Origin of the sequence: Thiomicrorhabdus immobilis (assembly GCF_021654855.1) — a bacterium.
Lineage (GTDB): Bacteria > Pseudomonadota > Gammaproteobacteria > Thiomicrospirales > Thiomicrospiraceae > Thiomicrorhabdus > Thiomicrorhabdus immobilis.
In genome coordinates this window covers 1,575,223-1,592,811 of sequence record NZ_AP024202.1, presented here as the reverse complement: position 1 = coordinate 1,592,811, position 17,589 = coordinate 1,575,223, and the positions used below count along the sequence as shown (strand labels likewise).

General features: G+C 42.1%; 16 protein-coding genes. 11 read left to right on the top strand and 5 right to left on the bottom strand.

The window, feature by feature from the left end:
• Window positions 1-79: 79 nt before the first annotated feature.
• A complete protein-coding gene (locus L6421_RS07250; protein ID WP_237260919.1) occupies window positions 80-1,444 on the top strand; it encodes an anti-phage deoxyguanosine triphosphatase in 1,365 nt (454 codons plus the stop codon).
• Window positions 1,445-1,523: 79 nt separating this feature from the next.
• Here the strand turns inward: L6421_RS07250 and queG are convergent, their stop codons facing one another.
• Window positions 1,524-2,729, bottom strand: coding sequence for a tRNA epoxyqueuosine(34) reductase QueG (gene queG / locus L6421_RS07245; RefSeq protein WP_237260917.1), 1,206 nt, complete (start codon window positions 2,727-2,729; stop codon window positions 1,524-1,526).
• 169 nt (window positions 2,730-2,898) lie between these two features.
• Between queG and tsaE the strand changes: the two genes are divergently transcribed.
• Window positions 2,899-3,396: a tRNA (adenosine(37)-N6)-threonylcarbamoyltransferase complex ATPase subunit type 1 TsaE gene (gene tsaE, locus L6421_RS07240; RefSeq protein ID WP_237260915.1), complete on the top strand. Its 498-nt coding sequence runs from the start codon at window positions 2,899-2,901 to the stop codon at window positions 3,394-3,396.
• A 121-nt stretch (window positions 3,397-3,517) separates the two neighbouring features.
• On the top strand, window positions 3,518-5,122 hold the full coding sequence (locus L6421_RS07235) for an N-acetylmuramoyl-L-alanine amidase (protein WP_237260914.1): 1,605 nt from the start codon (window positions 3,518-3,520) through the stop codon (window positions 5,120-5,122).
• A gap of 147 nt (window positions 5,123-5,269) precedes the next feature.
• On the opposite strand, the gene L6421_RS07230 is transcribed toward L6421_RS07235, so the two are convergent.
• Both L6421_RS07230 and L6421_RS07225 read right to left on the bottom strand, forming a co-directional pair.
• On the bottom strand, window positions 5,270-5,866 hold the full coding sequence (locus tag L6421_RS07230; RefSeq protein ID WP_237260913.1) for a 5-formyltetrahydrofolate cyclo-ligase: 597 nt from the start codon (window positions 5,864-5,866) through the stop codon (window positions 5,270-5,272).
• Window positions 5,867-6,244: 378 nt separating this feature from the next.
• Entirely contained in the window at window positions 6,245-6,508 is a 264-nt protein-coding gene (locus L6421_RS07225) for a cell division protein ZapA (protein WP_237260912.1), read from the bottom strand.
• Window positions 6,509-6,705: 197 nt separating this feature from the next.
• On the opposite strand from L6421_RS07225, the gene L6421_RS07220 reads away from it, so the two are divergent.
• The 6 genes from L6421_RS07220 (at window position 6,706) to L6421_RS07195 (ending at window position 13,280) form a co-directional block, all read left to right on the top strand.
• Entirely contained in the window at window positions 6,706-7,293 is a 588-nt protein-coding gene (locus tag L6421_RS07220; RefSeq protein ID WP_237260911.1) for a UPF0149 family protein, read from the top strand.
• 39 nt (window positions 7,294-7,332) lie between these two features.
• Window positions 7,333-8,640 (top strand): aminopeptidase P N-terminal domain-containing protein, encoded by a 1,308-nt coding sequence (locus tag L6421_RS07215; protein WP_237260909.1) that lies wholly within the window; start codon window positions 7,333-7,335, stop codon window positions 8,638-8,640.
• A gap of 95 nt (window positions 8,641-8,735) precedes the next feature.
• The gene (locus tag L6421_RS07210; protein ID WP_237260907.1) at window positions 8,736-9,974 is read left to right on the top strand and encodes an FAD-dependent monooxygenase; all 1,239 of its coding nucleotides are present in this window, start codon (window positions 8,736-8,738) and stop codon (window positions 9,972-9,974) included.
• Window positions 9,971-11,212 carry a UbiH/UbiF/VisC/COQ6 family ubiquinone biosynthesis hydroxylase gene (locus tag L6421_RS07205; protein ID WP_237260905.1) on the top strand — a complete coding sequence of 414 codons (1,242 nt, stop codon included), beginning with the start codon at window positions 9,971-9,973 and terminating at the stop codon, window positions 11,210-11,212. The genes L6421_RS07210 and L6421_RS07205 overlap by 4 nt, the downstream gene beginning before the upstream one ends.
• Window positions 11,213-11,270: 58 nt before the next feature.
• On the top strand, window positions 11,271-12,143 hold the full coding sequence (locus tag L6421_RS07200) for a potassium channel family protein (RefSeq protein WP_237260904.1): 873 nt from the start codon (window positions 11,271-11,273) through the stop codon (window positions 12,141-12,143).
• Between the two features lie 180 nt (window positions 12,144-12,323).
• Window positions 12,324-13,280, top strand: coding sequence for a LysR family transcriptional regulator (locus L6421_RS07195; protein ID WP_237260902.1), 957 nt, complete (start codon window positions 12,324-12,326; stop codon window positions 13,278-13,280).
• Window positions 13,281-13,391: 111 nt separating this feature from the next.
• Here the strand turns inward: L6421_RS07195 and L6421_RS07190 are convergent, their stop codons facing one another.
• Window positions 13,392-14,798, bottom strand: a complete 1,407-nt coding sequence (locus tag L6421_RS07190) for a PhoH family protein (RefSeq protein WP_237260900.1) — start codon at window positions 14,796-14,798, stop codon at window positions 13,392-13,394.
• A gap of 22 nt (window positions 14,799-14,820) precedes the next feature.
• Entirely contained in the window at window positions 14,821-15,294 is a 474-nt protein-coding gene (locus L6421_RS07185) for a peroxiredoxin (RefSeq protein ID WP_237260898.1), read from the bottom strand.
• 214 nt (window positions 15,295-15,508) lie between these two features.
• Here L6421_RS07185 and dapA point away from each other — a divergent pair, with 214 nt between their 5' ends.
• Both dapA and L6421_RS07175 read left to right on the top strand, forming a co-directional pair.
• Window positions 15,509-16,390 carry a 4-hydroxy-tetrahydrodipicolinate synthase gene (gene dapA, locus L6421_RS07180; RefSeq protein ID WP_311195272.1) on the top strand — a complete coding sequence of 294 codons (882 nt, stop codon included), beginning with the start codon at window positions 15,509-15,511 and terminating at the stop codon, window positions 16,388-16,390.
• A 32-nt stretch (window positions 16,391-16,422) separates the two neighbouring features.
• Window positions 16,423-17,571 (top strand): outer membrane protein assembly factor BamC, encoded by a 1,149-nt coding sequence (locus L6421_RS07175; protein ID WP_237260894.1) that lies wholly within the window; start codon window positions 16,423-16,425, stop codon window positions 17,569-17,571.
• Window positions 17,572-17,589: the final 18 nt, after the last annotated feature.

Below are 17,589 nucleotides of genomic sequence, written 5' to 3'. Positions count from 1 at the left end.
ATGTTTTCAGTAACCCTATTGGGTTTTTTTTCAGTATTATAGTGATTGATTATTTCAAACACTTATTTAAAGAGCCAATATGGATTCCATCGAAACGCAACAGTGGACACAACGATATTCTGATTATTTACAGTCATTACCGTCAAGACCGGCCCGTATCGTTTATCAGCGAGATCGAGCCCGAGTGATTCATTCCGCCTCGTTTAGACGTTTGCAAGCCAAAACACAGATTTTTGGCCTCAGTGAATCGGATTTTTATCGGACTCGCCTAACCCATTCTATGGAAGTGGCGCAGATTGGCTCAGGTCTGGTCGAGCAGTTGATTACCGTCGGTATGAATGAAAACGGCAAGGACGCCGATTATTTAGAGTGGCTGCCTTCTTTTTACCTGATTGAAGCGATTTGTTTAGCGCACGACTTGGGGCATCCTCCATATGGCCATGGTGGTGAAGTGGCGTTGAATTACATGATGCGTCATTACGGTGGTTTTGAAGGCAATGCACAGACTTTGAGAATATTGGCGAAGTTGGGTGAATATACTGCGAGCAATGGCTTGGATTTATCACGCAGAACCGCTTTGGGGGTGATGAAATATCCGGCCATTTATAACGATGTGATTGCCGCCAATACAACCTATTTGGCGCAGTTGCAAGAATCCCAGGTGGATGATTTTAGAACCTTGCAAATGAACCGCTGGTCTCCGCCAAAAAGTTTATACCTTGAAGAAAAAGCGTTGTTTGATTGGGTGTTGGCACCGTTTTCTACCGAGGATAAATTGCGTTTTACCCAATTGGTGGACTGCAAAGGGTGTCATCGCCAGACTCAATACAAGGCGCTGGATACCACCATCATGGAATTGGCGGATGATATCGCCTATGGGATTCATGATTTAGAAGACGCCGTGGCGATGAAAATGGTCGCTCGCGATCTCTGGCAAGCAGAGGTGATGGAGAATCCGGTTTTTAAACAGTATGCGCTTTGGGATGATGACATGACGGATTTACTCTTCAGTAATTCCTCGAAAGGGCGTAAACATGCCGTCAGTAAAATGGTGGGGATTATGGTCGAATCCATTTACATGGATGAGAATACCGATTTCGAACATCCTTTATTACGTTATCAAGCCGCTTTAAAAGAGGGCGAGGCAGCAGTGTTAGAGCTGTTGAAAAGGTTTGTCTTCAAAAATGTCATTACCATTCCAGAGGTAAAACAGATGGAATATAAAGGCCAGCTTATCGTGCTTGAATTGTTTAAGTCTTTACGTGCAAACCCTGGTGCTTTACTGCCTTCAAGCTCCTATGAAAAATACCAAAAAGCCGCGGATGAACAAGCGCAACAACGTGTGATTTCAGATTACATCGCGGGCATGACCAATACCTATGCATCCAGGTTATATGCCAAGTTGTTCACCCCAACCCAAGGCTCTATTTTCGATCGTTTATAAAGCATTGCTCTATAAAACTAACCAAGCTAACGGCCTGTCAGCTTGGTTGATGGCTGTTTAGACGATCAAATTTATAAACCTATTTTGGTAAATAGTATTTCTTTACAACATATGGTTTGATTGAGATATTTGAATCTTTTTCAATGTGACCAGGCCTGGTCGTTTCTGTTTGGCTTGAATTGGCGGCTACTCTGGTGGTTAGCTGCATTATGGCCCATTCAATATGTTCATCCACTAAAAGACTGATTTTGCCAAGCTTGGATTTTAAATGCGTTATAAATGTTTCCAAAAGAAGGTTTTCCGCTTTTGCATTACCCATGGCAATGGCTAAGTTACGATTCCACTGTGCATAACCAATTCTGCGGATTGGAGAGCCTTCTAGGTTTTTCATGAATTGCGGTTCGCTCCATGACCATAAGTCAATTAAGCTGGCAGAGTCTAAATGTTGTTGGTCTTTAAAAGCCGTCTCTGCAGTAGGTTGAGTGAATCTATTCCAAGGACACACCAGTTGGCAGTCGTCACAACCATAAATGCGGTTACCCATCAAAGGACGCAGTTCTGTCGGAATAGAGCCTTTATATTCAATGGTTAGATAAGAGATGCAACGCCTAGCATCAATTACGGTATTGGCAACAATAGCTTGAGTGGGGCATTCATCCATGCAGGCGGTGCAAGGTCCGCAACCCTGTTTATGAAAGGTTTCATCGGCCGGAAGTTGCAGGTTGGTATAGATTTCCCCTAGAAAAAACCATGAACCTGCTCGTGGGTGGATGATTAAGCTGTTTTTGCCAATAAACCCTAAGCCTGCTTTTTCAGCGATTGGACGTTCTAGCACCGGAGCGCTATCCGTAAAAGCCCGGTAATGAAAGTTATCACAAACAGCATGGATTTTGTCGGCCAATGCCTGTAGGCGTTTACGGATTAATTTGTGATAGTCCTTACCTAATGCATATCTGGAAACATAGGCTTTTTCAGGGTTGTGTAGTTGTTGGGTGGCCTGTTCGGCATCATTGTCAAAGTAGTTTAAACGAACGCTGATAATGCTTGAAGTGCCGGGTTCAAGTTCGTTAGGGCGGGTGCGTTTGGTGCCGTGACGCTGCATGTAATCCATTTCGCCATGAAAATTTTCACCTATCCAGTTAAAATACTGCACTTCGTAGTTTGATAGGTCGGTATCGGAAATACCGATGTCGGCAAAGCCAAGTTCTTGACCCCAAATCTTGATTTGGTCTGCAAGAGTTTTGCCAGAAAGTTTTGGCTGAGAAGGGTTGGAGGCTTGATTCATGTCGCATAGTGTATCAAATTAGTAAAACTTGGATAAAAGAACTCGATTCTGGATGAGCCGGCATTTAAGTGTGTCGTTGCTTGATCTAGAATTGGCTGGGTTTCCCTATGGTTTATCTTGTAGGGTTGGTAGATATAACATAGTTATTAGATAGTGTTTAAGGGTGAAAATGTCTCAATTACATACCGAAATACAATTGCTGGACGAGGCTGAAAGTATTGAATTTGCTGGTTTGATTGCAAATTTGGTGGCTGAGAACGGTGGTTTTGAAAAAGGGCTGATTTTCTACCTATACGGTGATTTGGGTGCCGGTAAGTCCTTCTTTTCTCGAGCATTTATTCAACACTTCATACCGGGGCAAAAAGTTAAAAGTCCAACCTATACTATAGTAGAAAGTTACAATTTTTCTATAAATACGATACATCACCTTGATTTATATAGACTTTGCGATCCAGAAGAGTTAGAGTATTTAGCCATAAGGGATTTATTCAATGAAAATTTTGTGGCATTAATCGAATGGCCGCAAAAAGGGGTGCCGATTTTACCGAGCGCGGATATTGAGTTTGAGTTTGTTTATGCTGATTGTGGACGAACCGTTAAGATTCAATCCGTTTCACAAAAAGGTAAATCTCTTGTAGAGCAAATCATGTCAAAAACATCGTCGTAAAATCGAACAAAAGGGCGTTTAACTTTGAGTTGACGTTAAATTGACGTTTTATTTGGCACGGTTTTTGGTAATAAAGTAAGCGAAAGTAAAGTTATAAAAAACGTTATTAAAGGCTAACCTAATGAAATCGCTAGATTTAACTCGTAAAACAATCTCTGCAACCTTGGGTGTTCTATTACTGCTTTGGATGGAAACGGTATTTGCAAATGGGCAGTTGTCTAGTATGCGCATCGGGCAGGCTGCCGATAAAACTCGGGTTGTTTTTGACTTAAAGCAAACTCAGGATTATCAGGATTATAAGATTGTTGAATTGAGCAACCCTTCAAGATTGGTTGTCGATTTCACGGATGCAAAAAATGGACTTTCCTTTAAAAGCAAACATATCACCGATTCCCGCTTATTCAAAATTCGTGTTTCCGACAACTCTAAACGTGTACGTGTTGTTTTAGATCTCCATAAAACCCCTAGTTATAAAACCTTTATTCTTAATACCAAGGGTAACCAACGTCTTGTGTTGGATATCACCGATAAGCCTGCAACGATGGCTAAAAAACCTTCCTCTAAGAGTCTGTCTCTATCTAAACCAGAAACTGTGGTAAAAGAGTCGAAAAAACAGCTTGTCAATGCAAAACCTGCTGTAGAAAAAAACGTCGCCAGCCAACAGGCTAGTGGCAATACAGCCGAGAGAAAAACCCTAGAGCATAAAACGACTGTGGCTAAATCACTGGTTAAAGAGTCTAGTAAAGTAACGCCATTGGTGCAGTTGAGTAAAGCATCGGAAGATAAAAACTCAACAGCCAACAAAGCGACACAAAGTTTATTGGACCAAGAGAGTTCCGTTTTTGCAGTGAAACATGATTTTGTCGTGGCTATCGATGCAGGGCATGGTGGTAAGGATACCGGTGCGATAGGCCATAATCATATCTACGAGAAAGAGGCCACTCTGAATATGGCTAAGGCGTTAAAAGAGATTATCGATCGTCAGCCAGGTATGCACGCGGTATTAACACGTGATAAAGATGTTTTTATTCCTTTATCGCAGCGTGTGCAGATTGCCAAAGAGAAAGATGCGGATCTTTTTATCTCGATTCATGCGGATGCGTTTCATGATAACTCGGTAAGAGGGGGTTCGGTTTATATCCTTTCTGAGCGTGGTGCGAGTAGTACTATGGCTAAACTTCTGGCAAGAAGTGAAAATGCATCTTTGGATGAGGTTAGCTTGAAAGGTTTGGATGACGATGTTGCGTTTGCTTTGAGTGATTTATCTCGAGCTGCAACCGTTAAGGAGAGTCGTAAACTGGCTAAAACGGTTTTGGGTGAAATGCAGAAAAAAGTCAAAATGCATAAACATTCGGTACAGTCAGCTGGTTTTGCTGTATTGAAGTCGATTGATATGCCATCGTTATTGATTGAAACGGCCTTTATTTCAAATCCTCATGAAGCGCGTAATCTAATGAGCCGGAAATTCCAGACTAAAATGGCGAGTGCCATAGTGGATGGGTTGGCTAAGTATGTTGAACAGAATACGAAAAAACCTCGTTGGGGCGAAACGCTTTATGTGCAGTACAAAGTACAAAGAGGTGATACCCTTTCACAGATTGCAGAGAATTATGAGGTTTCGACGCAAACGCTTAAGAAGTTAAATGGTATTAAAAATGCCAATTCACTTTATGTCGGTAAGAAGTTGAAAATACCTGTTTCTGAGAAGTTGGTTGCCGGACTTTGAACTGTTTAAATAATACATTGATTGTTAAAAAGGCGCTTTTAAGCGCCTTTTTGGTATTTGAAGTATTTGTCGGTATGCGTAAAAGCTCTTGATTGAATTAGGCTCTTTATCTGACGGGAGAAGAAAGTCTCCACTGAAGATGGATGATTAGAATTCGCGATACCCTTGTTCTGTCAAAATGCCATCAAGTGGCACATCCCAATCTTCTGCAGGTAGGTTTTCAACTTGTTGACACTGATGCGCCCAACCAATAAGCTTTGTTGTTTCTATTGGGTTATTCAGCTTGAAGGCAAAGGTTCGATCATAGTATCCACCGCCCATGCCAAGACGATTTCCTTTTAAATCAAAACCGACTAATGGCATGAACACCCAGTCTATTTTTTCACCGCTCAAATGGTCTTCATGAGGTGCGGCCGGTTCTAAAATACCAAATTGATTTTTTATCATGGTGCTTTGTGCGGTGTAGTGCACAAATGCCATATGCCATTCGTCACGTGTTTCTAATACAGGAAGATAGACTTGATGATGTGTTTTTTGCCAAAGATATTCAATGGTTTCTTGAGTGCTCAATTCGCCATCTTGCGACAAAAATAATGCGATTTTTTGTGGGGTTTGAAAAGCAGTTTCTGTTTGAAGCAGCTGCTTGAAATGGTTGAAAGCTTGTTTTGCGTGTAAGGTTTGATCTGAATTGCTGAGATTGTTGCGTTGTACACGGAGATGTTTGCGAATTTCGGAAGGTGTCATGCTTGATTTAAACCCTTGAGTTTGGCTATTTGTTCGCCTCGCAAATAATAAGGAGCACAAGCTACCAGACTAAAAGCCCTAGACCGAGAGAGTCCAGGTGGCAGTCTCCTCAAGAAATTTAGGCTTCTCGGGTTAGCAAAGCTAACGAGATGCGCACCATTTCAAGTATCTGACCCCAATATTGTAATTATCGGAACGGGGTTTATGCCTGGTAACCATGTGCCGACTTCATTATAACAAAAGGCTGCTCGAGAAAATGCAATGAGTTGAGGTTTTTTGATCAATTTTTTTAATAAATAAAGCTAAAAAACACACTAAAGTAGTGATACTGCTTAGTGGTTTAGAGTAATAGCTTAAGGTTGTTTAGGTGGGGCGGGTTTAGTTTGTTGTGTTTTCTGTAGAGGCTTCATTTGCAACTTGATTGATCACATTATCAAGTTGGTCTTCTAGGCGAAGGCTGTATTGTGTGGTGTCGTCTTTTAGTTGAAGGTAGTCAAAACAGAGGTTGAGTGCAACCATCAAAACTTTGCTTTCACCTTTTAAACCAGGAAGTTGATCAAGCTTGTCTTCAAGCAGGGTGGCCGCTTCTATTAACTTGTCACGCTCATGGGCTTCACAGGGAATTTCAAACGTGTGATTCATTAAGGTTAGCGTTAGCACAGTGGTACTCCTGGTCTTGAGTTGTTTCTTAAAGTTTTTTAAGTCGTCTTTATGAAGTTTGAATGAATTTTCAGCGAAAATAATTTATCTTCAATCAAGAGCCGAGCTTGATTCGGCAGTATCCATTTCAATTGTGATATTATTCCCCAATCATACACGTTTAACAAGAGATAGTTGTAATGGATTTTGAACAAGTCAATGAGGCGATTGCGCCTTTTCCGGAATTGGAATCACCCGCTTTTATTCAAGGAATGTTAATTGGGCTGCTCTGTGGCGACAATGATATCCAAGAAGCCGTTTGGGTGAAAAAGTTGATTGAAGAGGCTCAAATCAAATCGGTAAAAGAGTCGTTTTTAAAGGTTTTAGATGAGGTTTTTCAAGAAACCAATAAGGGAATGAACGGTTCCGGTTTTGAGCTGAATTTATGCATTCCGGATGACAGTGAATCTTTGGTGTTTAGGGCGGCTATGTTGGGTCAGCTATGCGAAGGGATTCTGTACGGTTTAGGTTTGATTGGCGCTTTAAATGACGCTGAAAGGGAGATTCCGCGTGAAGTTCAAGAGTTGGTTGAAGATTTGGGACAAATTGCACGTATTGATATCGGCGATTTAAGTGATTCTGAATCTTTAACGGATGTTGAAGAGTCCGATTTTATGGAGTTGGTTGAATTTGTGCGAGTGGGGATTTTGACGATCAACGAAGAGCTTAACCCTACTCAAGCGCCTCCTATTATGGATGCCTCGCCAGAAACGGATACCTTGCACTGATTTTTAATCCCTTTAGACGAATATTGAAACGAGAAATTGATGAGTTCATTTTACTCTAAGAACCGAGACAAACTCTTTAATCAACTGCCAGATAATAGCCTGGCTATCATCGCTTCGGGTGAGGAGCATATTCGCAACCGCGATGTCGAATTTGCCTTTAGAGCTGAGAGTGATTTTTTTTATTTAACGGGCTTCAGTGAACCCGATTCGGTTCTGTTTTTAATAAAACAGCAGCAGAATCGAGCGGCGTTGTTCTTGCGACCTAAAGACCCTGAGCAAGAAACTTGGCAGGGAAGGCGTTTAGGGGTGGAATCGGCATGTAAAACGTTACAGGTTGACCAGGCCTGGTCAATTGAGGAATTAGACGAACAAGCGGTGGTCTTATTAGAGAACATCGATTCTGTTTTTGTGAGTTTTGCACATCTACCTCAATGGAGTGAATCCATAAATAGTTGGATTGCCCAGTTGAAACAAAAGGTGCGTAAAGGAATCTCCGCACCATCTCAAATTAGGGATTTGGATAAACTGTTGCATGAGATGCGAGTGTTCAAATCGGCAGAAGAAATTAAGCGTATGCGTCGTGCCGCTCAGATTTCTGTCAAAGGTCATTTGGCGGCCATGCGAGCTGTTTTATCCTCTGATTATGAGTATCAGGTACAAGCCGCTTTAGAGGCTGAATTTATGCAACAAGGCTCACCGCGGGTTGCTTTCAATTCTATAGTGGCCTCTGCAGAGAATGCTTGTATCCTGCATTACACGGAAAACCGCAGCAAAATTGACAGAAATGCTTTGGTGCTGGTTGATGCTGGCGCGGAAGTGGACGGTTACGCTGGAGATATTACAACCACATTTCCCGCCAGCGGAACCTTTTCTGATGAACAGGCCAGTCTGTATTCGTTGGTGCTCAAGGCTCAACAAGCCGCAATAAAAGTGATTAAACCCGGTGTCTCTTATGATTCAGCGCATCAAGCGACTTTAAAGGTTTTGACTACCGGCTTGGTTGAGTTGGGGATTTTGCAGGGTTCGGTGGATGAATTGATTGCTGCTGAAGCTTACAAAGCGTTTTTTATGCACGGTACCGGGCACTGGTTGGGTATGGATGTGCATGATGTCGGTGAGTATAAAATCAACCAACAATGGCGTGATTTTGAGCCAGGTATGGTGGTGACCGTCGAGCCTGGCTTGTATATTTCGGCTGAACATCGGGATGTTGATGCAAAATGGCATAATATCGGCATAAGAATTGAGGATGATGTTTTGGTAACCGAAAACGGTAATGAGGTCTTAACGTTTGGCTTGCCTAGAACGGTTGCAGAGATTGAGTCTTGGATGGCTACACATCGTTGATTAAGTAGGCTCCTCTTGTTTGTGATGAGATGACCGCATCGAAAGTTTGGTCATTTTACAAACCTTAATAAATTCATAAAGAGTATTTTTTAACCATGACAACGGCAAAACCAAATATCGATAAGCTGAACGATGATCTTTCTTGTGATGTATTTATCTCCGGTGGTGGGCCTGTCGGTTTGATGCTGGCAATCGGTTTATCTCGTTTGGGTAAAAAGGTGGTCATCGCAGAACGTTTTGCCCCTAAAACGAATCAGCTTGAGAGTGTGCAAAACTCATTTGATGGTCGTGTACTGGCTCTCTCAAAGGGATCGCAAAGCTTTCTAGAGCAAATCGGTGTTTGGTCTCAACTGAAACCCTATACCACAGCGATAGAACATATCCACGTTTCCCAAAAAGGCTATTTAGGTATTACTACTTTGCATGCGGAAGAGGTGGATGTCGATGCTTTAGGCTTTAGTGTGCAGTCGAGTGATTTGGGGCAGGTTCTTTGGGGTATTGCCGAGCAAGAGAATAACCTTAGCTTATTGTGTCCCGCGCAATTGGAAAGCTTTACCGAGTTTGCAACAGGCGTAAAGGTTGAAGTCTCTTTGGAAGGGGAATCAAAAGGGGGGATGCAGACCATCCATGCGCAATTGATTGTGGGTGCCGATGGCACACAATCGAAAGTGCGTGAGATTCTGGAATTACCCATCGAAGAAAAGTCCTATGATGCCTTTGGGGTGCTGGCTCAGATTGAAACCGAGCAGCATCCGCATGGTTGGGCCTATGAGCGTTTTACGCAGGATGGCCCGGTTGCGTTGCTACCGATGCATGGCCATGCGCATAAGGCGGTTATGGTGTGTTCTTCTGAAGAAGTTGATGCGATTAAAGCTTTGAATGATGTCGAATATATGGATTTGTTTGCCGCCAAGATGGGCGAGCGTTTGGGACGATTTACCAAAGTGAGTCCGAGAATTGTCTATCCACTTAAAGAAACTTATGTGCCGCAAATGACTAAAGGTCGAGCTGTATTGATGGGCAATGCTTCCCACACCCAGCATCCGGTTGCTGCGCAAGGTTTAAATTTAGGGATTAGGGATATAGAAGTATTTTTGAAAAATAACGATACGACGACTGATTTAGGTGACCAGGCCTGGTTACATGAATATGCCAAAAGTCGTGAGCCTGACCATCAAAAGGTCATGGGATTGACGGATAGCTTGATTCAAATATTCCAACATACCTCACCTTTGGTCGGGCATTTACGAGGTCTTGGACTGATGGCGATGCAAGCCATGCCAGGTGTGAAGCGCCGTTTTTCAAAGTTTGCTATGCGAGGGAGTCGTGCATGAGTAACGCCAATTTAACGAACACCATTTGGGATGTGATTGTTGTCGGTGGTGGAATGGTCGGATCCGCCACTGCTTTAGGTTTGGCTCAAAATGGGATGCGGGTTCTTCTGCTGGAAAAACAAGCAGTCGATATTTCCTGGCAAGCAGATTCTCCTTACCAGGTTCGGGTCAGCGCCTTAACCAGAGCTTCAGAAAAAATCCTTAAGAATCTTGGTGCTTGGCAAGGGATTGAAGATCGGCGTTTACATCCTTTTGTTGCAATGCATGTTTGGGATGAAATTACGCCTGGTGAAGTTCATTTTTCCGCCCAAGATATGCAGGAGCCGAATTTAGGGTATACGGTTGAAAACAATGTCATTCAGGCGGCCTTATGGGAGCAAGCCATCGCCTGTGAAAACATTACGACATTGGTTGATTCGAAAATAGAAGGGTTGGCGTTTGAAGATGACCAGGCCTGGTTATCGATAGAGGGTATTGGGATTCTGAAAACACAGTTAGTGGTAGGGGCTGACGGCGCATTCTCTAAAATAAGACAGTTAGCGAATATCGGTTTAGATACCCATGATTATGAGCAAAGTGCGGTTGTAGGTTGTGTTAAAACCGAACTTTCCCATCAAGATACTTGTTGGCAGCGTTATACAAGTAACGGCCCGTTTGCATACTTGTCGATGGGGAATAATGTGAGTTCAATCGCCTGGTATTTACCGACGGATAAACAGCAGTGGGCGTTAAATTTATCTGATGAAGAGTTCGCTAAAGAAATAGCTAAAGCCTCTGATTACCGATTAGGCCAGGTGGTTGAGGTTGCCGAACGTGGTGCATTTCCTTTAGTAAGAAGGCATGCCGAGCACTATGTTAAGCCAAATTTAGCCTTGGTGGGGGATGCGGCACATACGATTCATCCTCAAGCCGGTCAAGGGGTTAATCTAGGTTTGTTGGATGCCGCCGCTTTGGTTGAAACGGTGCTAAACGCCAAGCAGGCTGATAAGGCTTGGGGAAGTTTTTCGGTTTTGAGGAAGTATGAGCGTTGGCGTCGTGGCGACAACGCTTTAGTACAAAGATCTATGGAAGGTTTTGATTGGCTTTTCAAACAAGACGCTTCTCTGAAGGCGATCATTCGTAAACCTCTTTTACCTTTGGCGAACAAGTTGACATGGGTGAAAAACTGGTTGATGGGGCAGGCGCTCAATGGTCGTGAAGCTCTGCCTAAGCTGGCTAAAACGCTGGTGAAGAATTAAGTTGGTTTTAAGGTTGGTTTAAAGCTTGGCAATTGTTTCTGGATTTGAGTAGGGTTTAATGATCATTAATACACACAGAATAAACGCTTTTTTAGGTGTGGCTGGCGTCAATGCGGCTGAGAGCGTTAAGGCGCGGCAGATTGGGCGTGTTTTTGAGTTTTTGGTTTTAATCGCGCTTTTAGTGGTGTTTGCACGCTTGCTGACTTTTTACAATGAAGGTGTTGTCAAAACAGATTGGATAACCAGTGCGATTTGGTTGGTGTTTTTACTCGAGTTGGTTGTTAATTTATACAATGTGGAGAATAGATTACGTTACCTAAAAGAAAACTGGCTAAATGTCCTGATTGTATTGATTGCCTTTCCAGCCATTGATTGGGGTAATGATTGGGCGGTTATTGTTCGTTCTCTTCGTCTCGTGCTTTTCATACGGTTTTTTAACGGGTTTTTTAAAGACGTCATTACCGTTTTAGGGCGCAATCGTTTTGGTCAAATCTTATCTATTTTCGCTTTTATTATTATTGGAGCAGGGGCATTATTTGCTTATATTGAAGATAGAAAGATTTGGGATGGGATTTGGTATGCGCTGGTTACTATCACCACGGTAGGCTACGGTGATGTAGTACCGGTTTCAGATGCCGGTAGAATTTTTGGTGTGATGCTGATTTTATTCGGCGTGGTTTTCTTCTCACTGGTCACGGCAAATATTTCGGCGTTTCTGATTGGTTCGGACCAAAGAAAAGTTGAAGACGATATCCTTTCTTATATGAAGGCGACTGAGAAAAGATTGGCCGAACAGCAGACCTTAAATGACGAGCATGTCGACCGGATAATTGTTCATATGAGTGCTGAAATCGAACAGTTGCGTCGTGAAATAAAGTTGTTACATCAGCAAACCGTTTCCAGTGATGTTGATGAAAAGAATGAATCTTGATCCTTTGATGGGGTTGGATTTTATTTAATTTTAAGTCTTAATTGGTAAGTGGTTTTACCTATAAAGTAATGAAAAGAACAAAAATGACTTATAGTGCAATTAAGTTATTTGACTTTTAGGGGGTAAAGTCCTATATTCACTGCACCAAAATAAATTTATAGTCCATAAAGGAAATAACGGATGGCAGATAGATGTCTTCAGGTGTTCCACACTGTTGCAAAGGTAATGAGTTTCACTAAAGCAGCAGAAACCCTTCATATGACTCAGCCGGCGGTGACTTTCCAGGTTAAACAATTAGAAGACTTCTTTAATACTCGTCTTTTTGACCGTACTCATAACAAGATTACCTTAACAGAAGCTGGTAAAGTGGTTTATGACTACGCAGATCAAATTCTTGAACATTATGAAAAGATGAATAGTGAAGTTCGTGAATTGACTGGTGAAGTAACGGGTACGTTGGTTATTGGTGCAAGTACCACTATTGCTGAATATATGTTGCCGAGTTTGCTGGGTGCATTTAAAAAACAATTTCAAGATGTAAACATTCGTCTTCAGGTTGGTAATACTGATGCGATTGTATCCATGGTCGAGAATAATATGATTGACCTTGGTTTGGTAGAAGCGCCTGTCCAAAACAAGAACTTGGAAGTTGATGTTTGTCGTATTGATGAAATGCAGCTAATTTGTCCTTTAGATCACCCTTTGGCAAAACGCGATAAGGTGACGGTTGAAGATTTCCGTAAATTTGGCTATATCTCTCGTGAAGAGGGTTCTGGTTCTAGAGCGGTAATAGATTCTTATATCCGTGAGCAAGGTTTTAGCTACAGCGATCTTAATGTGGTTATGGAGCTTGGTAGTCCTGAAGCGGTGAAGATGGCGGTGGAATCAGAAGTTGGTTTAGCGGTGGTTTCCCGTACGACCCTGTCTAAAGAACTTCGTCTTGGAACTTTGAAAGCGATTCCGTTGGATCCACCTATCCTGCGCCCATTCTCTCATGTTCGTCAAAAGCATAAGTTCCGTCATAGAGCGGTTGGAGAGTTGCTAGAGTTTGCGGTAACTTATTGCCGTGAAAGAGCTACAGAGCTTGGTTTTAGAATTCCTACGGATGATGAACAGTCATTAGGCCGTTCTAAGTAGTAGATTTTGATATGAGTTGGTGATAACGGTTTGTGAATAGCGGTTGTTGTCAAAGATATGAAAAAGGCCCGAAAGGGCCTTTTTTGTTTTTGATGGTTTTACAAGATAGGTTTAAAGGTTGTCAGAAGCAAACTCAGCAAGCCTTGATCTTTCACCTTGTTGAAGTGTGATGTGGGCGCTATGTTCCCATTGTTTGAAGCGGTCTACCACATAGGTCAGTCCCGTTGTGGTTTCTGTAAGGTAAGGTGAGTCAATCTGACCAATGTTACCCAGGCAAACCACTTTGGTTCCTTCCCCGGCACGAGTAATCAACGTTTTCATCTGTTTCGGGGTTAGGTTCTGTGCTTCATCTAAGATGATGAATTTTTTCTGGAACGTTCGTCCACGCATGAAGTTCATGGATTTTATTTTGATACGTTTGCTGAGAAGTTGTTGAGTACTCTCCTTTTCCCAGTCGGTATAACCATCAGAATCCGTTAAGACTTCCAAATTATCCATTAACGCACCCATCCAAGGGGTCATTTTTTCTTCTTCAGTCCCAGGTAAGAAGCCTATGTCTTCACCTACTGGTATGGTGGCACGAGTCATGATGATTTCGTTATAGATGTTTTGATCTAAGGTTTGTTCGAGAGCTGCGGCTAGGGTAAGTAATGTTTTACCGGTACCTGCGGTTCCGAGTAAAGATACAAAATCAATCTCTGGATCCATTAGGTAGTTGAGGGCAATGTTTTGTTCTGTATTCCTTGCGTTAATTCCCCAGATGGAGTGGTGAGGGTTCTCAAAATCTTCCATGTATTCCAAAGTGGCTTTACCGTGTCCGATTTTTCTGACAATGGCGTTAAAACCGGCATCGTTTTGACTGATAAGTCCTTGGTTTGGAAACCATCTGCATTTGCTATCAATCTCGAGTTCATAAAATGTGCGACTGCCTTCCTGCCAGGATTTCATGTTTTTACCATGAGTTTCGAAGAAATTATCTTCTAGATGCTCCCAGCCGGTATAAAGTAGATCAGCATCTTCTAAAACGCGGTCATTAAAATAGTCTTCAGAATGCAAGCCTACTGCGGAAGACTTGATTCGCATGTTGATGTCTTTGGTTACCAAGGTGACATTGCGATTGCTGTATTTCTCTTTTAAAGCAAGACCTGTTTGCAGGATATGGTTGTCCGCTTTGTGGCTTGGTAGGTAGTCCGGTAGGTCAACCGCCAGAGGTTCAGTTTCAAAAAACAGTTTTCCAAGATGAAGGGTGTCTTGGCTAGGGTTAGGGTGGATGCGCTCTAAGGATAGGCCGGCCTTAATCTCTTCAAAGCTTGCATCACTAATGATTTGGTCAATTAAGCGGTTTGTTTCACGCACATTTCGTGACACTTCGGACATGCCTTTTTTGCCCGCATCCAGTTCTTCAAGAACCGTCATCGACAAAAAGATGTCATGCTCTTCAAAGTTGAAGAGTGCCATCGGATCATGCATCAGCACATTGGTATCGAGAATAAATAGTCTTTTAGATTCATTCGTCATCAGAGATCCTTGCAAGCTTTAGTTAATTGTTTTGTAAGCTATTGATAGTGTCCAGTACTTCTTGTGCGTGGCCTTTCACTTTGACGTTGCGCCACTCTTTGATAAGTTCTCCTGATTCGTTAAAAATAAAGGTGCTACGAACGATACCCATATATTCTTTACCGAAATTCTTTTTCATCTGGTAAACACCAAACAGGTCGCAAAACTCACCTTCTGGATCTGAGATCAAATCAAAGCTAAAGTTTTGTTTGGCGATAAAGTTGTCATGACGCTTCATTGAGTCAAGTGATGCGCCGTAGATTTGTGTATTTAATTTAGTGAATTCCGGTGATAGGGCGGTAAAGTCTAACCCTTCGGTAGTGCATCCAGGTGTGCTGTCTTTTGGGTAGAAATAGATGACGGTGTAATGGTTTAACAGGTCGTTTTCGGTAAGGGTTTTATTTGATGTTGCTACTACAGAGAAAGGAGGGAGTTTTTCACCAATTTTTATGCTCATTAAAATATCCTAGTTCTAAATATACGCTTTAAGTATGCCGACTTTTACGAACCTAAGCAACCGCAAATAATATGAAAATTTTGTAACAAAGCTGAAAGCTGGAGAAGGGCTTTAAAGAGGAATTGAATAAGGCTATTATTTGGTTGAAGTGTCAGGGTGGAAAGGTTAATATTACACTTTTTATATTACTGTAAAATGATTGGAGAACTTCACCGTGTTTAGAGGCAGTATGGTGGCATTAGTCACACCTATGTTAGAAGATGAATCTGTAGATTTTGACGCCTTGCAGAAATTGGTGGAATTTCATATAGCTGAAGAAACCGATGCCATTGTCGCAATGGGTACAACCGGTGAATCAGCAACATTGGATTTTGATGAGCATTGTGAAGTAGTTCGTTTCGTTGTTGAAAAGGTCAATGGCCGTATTCCAGTAATTGCCGGAACCGGTGCAAACTCAACAAGTGAAGCAATCGCTTTGACTCAATGTGCTAAAGAGGCTGGAGCGGATGCTTGCCTGCTAGTCACGCCTTATTACAATAAGCCAACTCAAGAAGGCTTATATCAACATTATAAGAAAATTGCTGAAACAGTCGATATCCCGCAGATTTTGTATAACGTTCCTGGTCGTACCGCGTGTGACTTGTTGCCAGAAACGGTGATTCGTTTGGCTAAGGTGAAAAATATTATTGGTATCAAAGAAGCGACTGGAGATATCAGTCGTGTAGCGACAATTAAAGCGGGTGTACCGGATGATTTTGATTTGTACACTGGCGATGATGCTACTGCGGTAGATTTTATTTTAGCTGGTGGTCATGGGGGGATTTCGGTAACCGCTAACGTCGTGCCTAAACAGTTGCATGATGTGTATGCAGCGGCATTGGCAGGTGATGAACAGAAGGCGCGAGAACTAGATGCACCTTTACAAGCCATTCATAGAGATATCTTTATTGAATCTAATCCAATTCCTGTGAAGTGGGCTGTCGCTGAGATGGGATTGATGGGCGGGGCTCTTCGTTTACCTCTTACTCCATTATCTCCTGCTTGTCAGCCGGTTGTGCGTAAAGCTCTTTTAGAGGCTGGCGTCACACTAAAATAATTCATGTTTCATATTATCGAGATAAAAAAATAATGTCTCCAATTAAAGGTAAAAGTTTTATGCGTCTTTATGCAAAAACGTTTGTGTTAACTACATCTTTAGCGACTTTGAGTTTAAGTGGCTGTTCAACAATTTCAAATATGTTTGGTTCGGATGGAAGTTATCGTGATAGTGAAGGTAAGTTGGTGAAAACACTCGAGATGCCACCAAATTTATTTAACCCCGCTAAGCCACAAACGGAGATGTCTTTAGCTTTGAAAAAAGCAGAGCAAGATGCATTGGCAGAACAAGATACCTATGACTATATTCCGAATTTCAAGGCTAAAGGGCTGGCAATTAAAAACAACTTGTCTGAGCGTTGGATGGAGATAGAGTCAACTAATAGCGAGCAAGTTTGGTCAAGTTTAAAACGTTTTTTCATCTCTACAGGTTTCGCTATAGCTGAGGAGCGTAAAGATATTGGTGTGATGAAAACCGATTATCAAGCGCGTACCGAATTGGTACCGTTGGATGACGTTGGTCCAATCACCAAACTGTTGAATAGCTGGCGTCCAGAGTTGGCCGATGGTGTCTATGATAAATACACGGCGCGTGTTGAAACTGATCCAGCATCAGGTGTTGTTAGAGTGTATATCAATCATAGTGAACTTTATTCGCCGGATGCCAATGAAGCACGTGAGATAAATCGTCAATGGCGTATCAAGCCTTATAATCCGGTTATGGAAGCTCAAGCGTTGTATCAAGCCATGGTGTTCTTTGGATCTAGTAGCGAAAAAGCACTCGCCCAATTAAAAGTAACAGAACAAATGGTTGAAGTGGTTGAAGGTGAAGAGTTAGAAGGTTTAGCTTTCAGAGCCAGTATGGATAAGAGTTGGAGTTATTTGCAAGCGATGATTTATCGTGCAAGTTGGTCAATTGACAAGGTCAAGGCTTCACATAATGAACTATGGGTTCAAGTTCCTAAATCAGTTAAAGAAGATGATTCTTTCCTTTCAAGTTTAGCGTTTTGGCGTGATTCAGGTAAAAAAGCCTTGCCGGATCTGCTTAAATTGAAGTTAACCCAATCCGAAAAAGAGACTGAAAAGGTTATTCTTACCGTTTCTGCTCCAGAAGGCTCTTCTCCACTTAATGAGAAGCAGAGACGTTATGTTTTTGAAAGTCTTGGATTGTTAACACAATAATCACATATTATTTTGCCC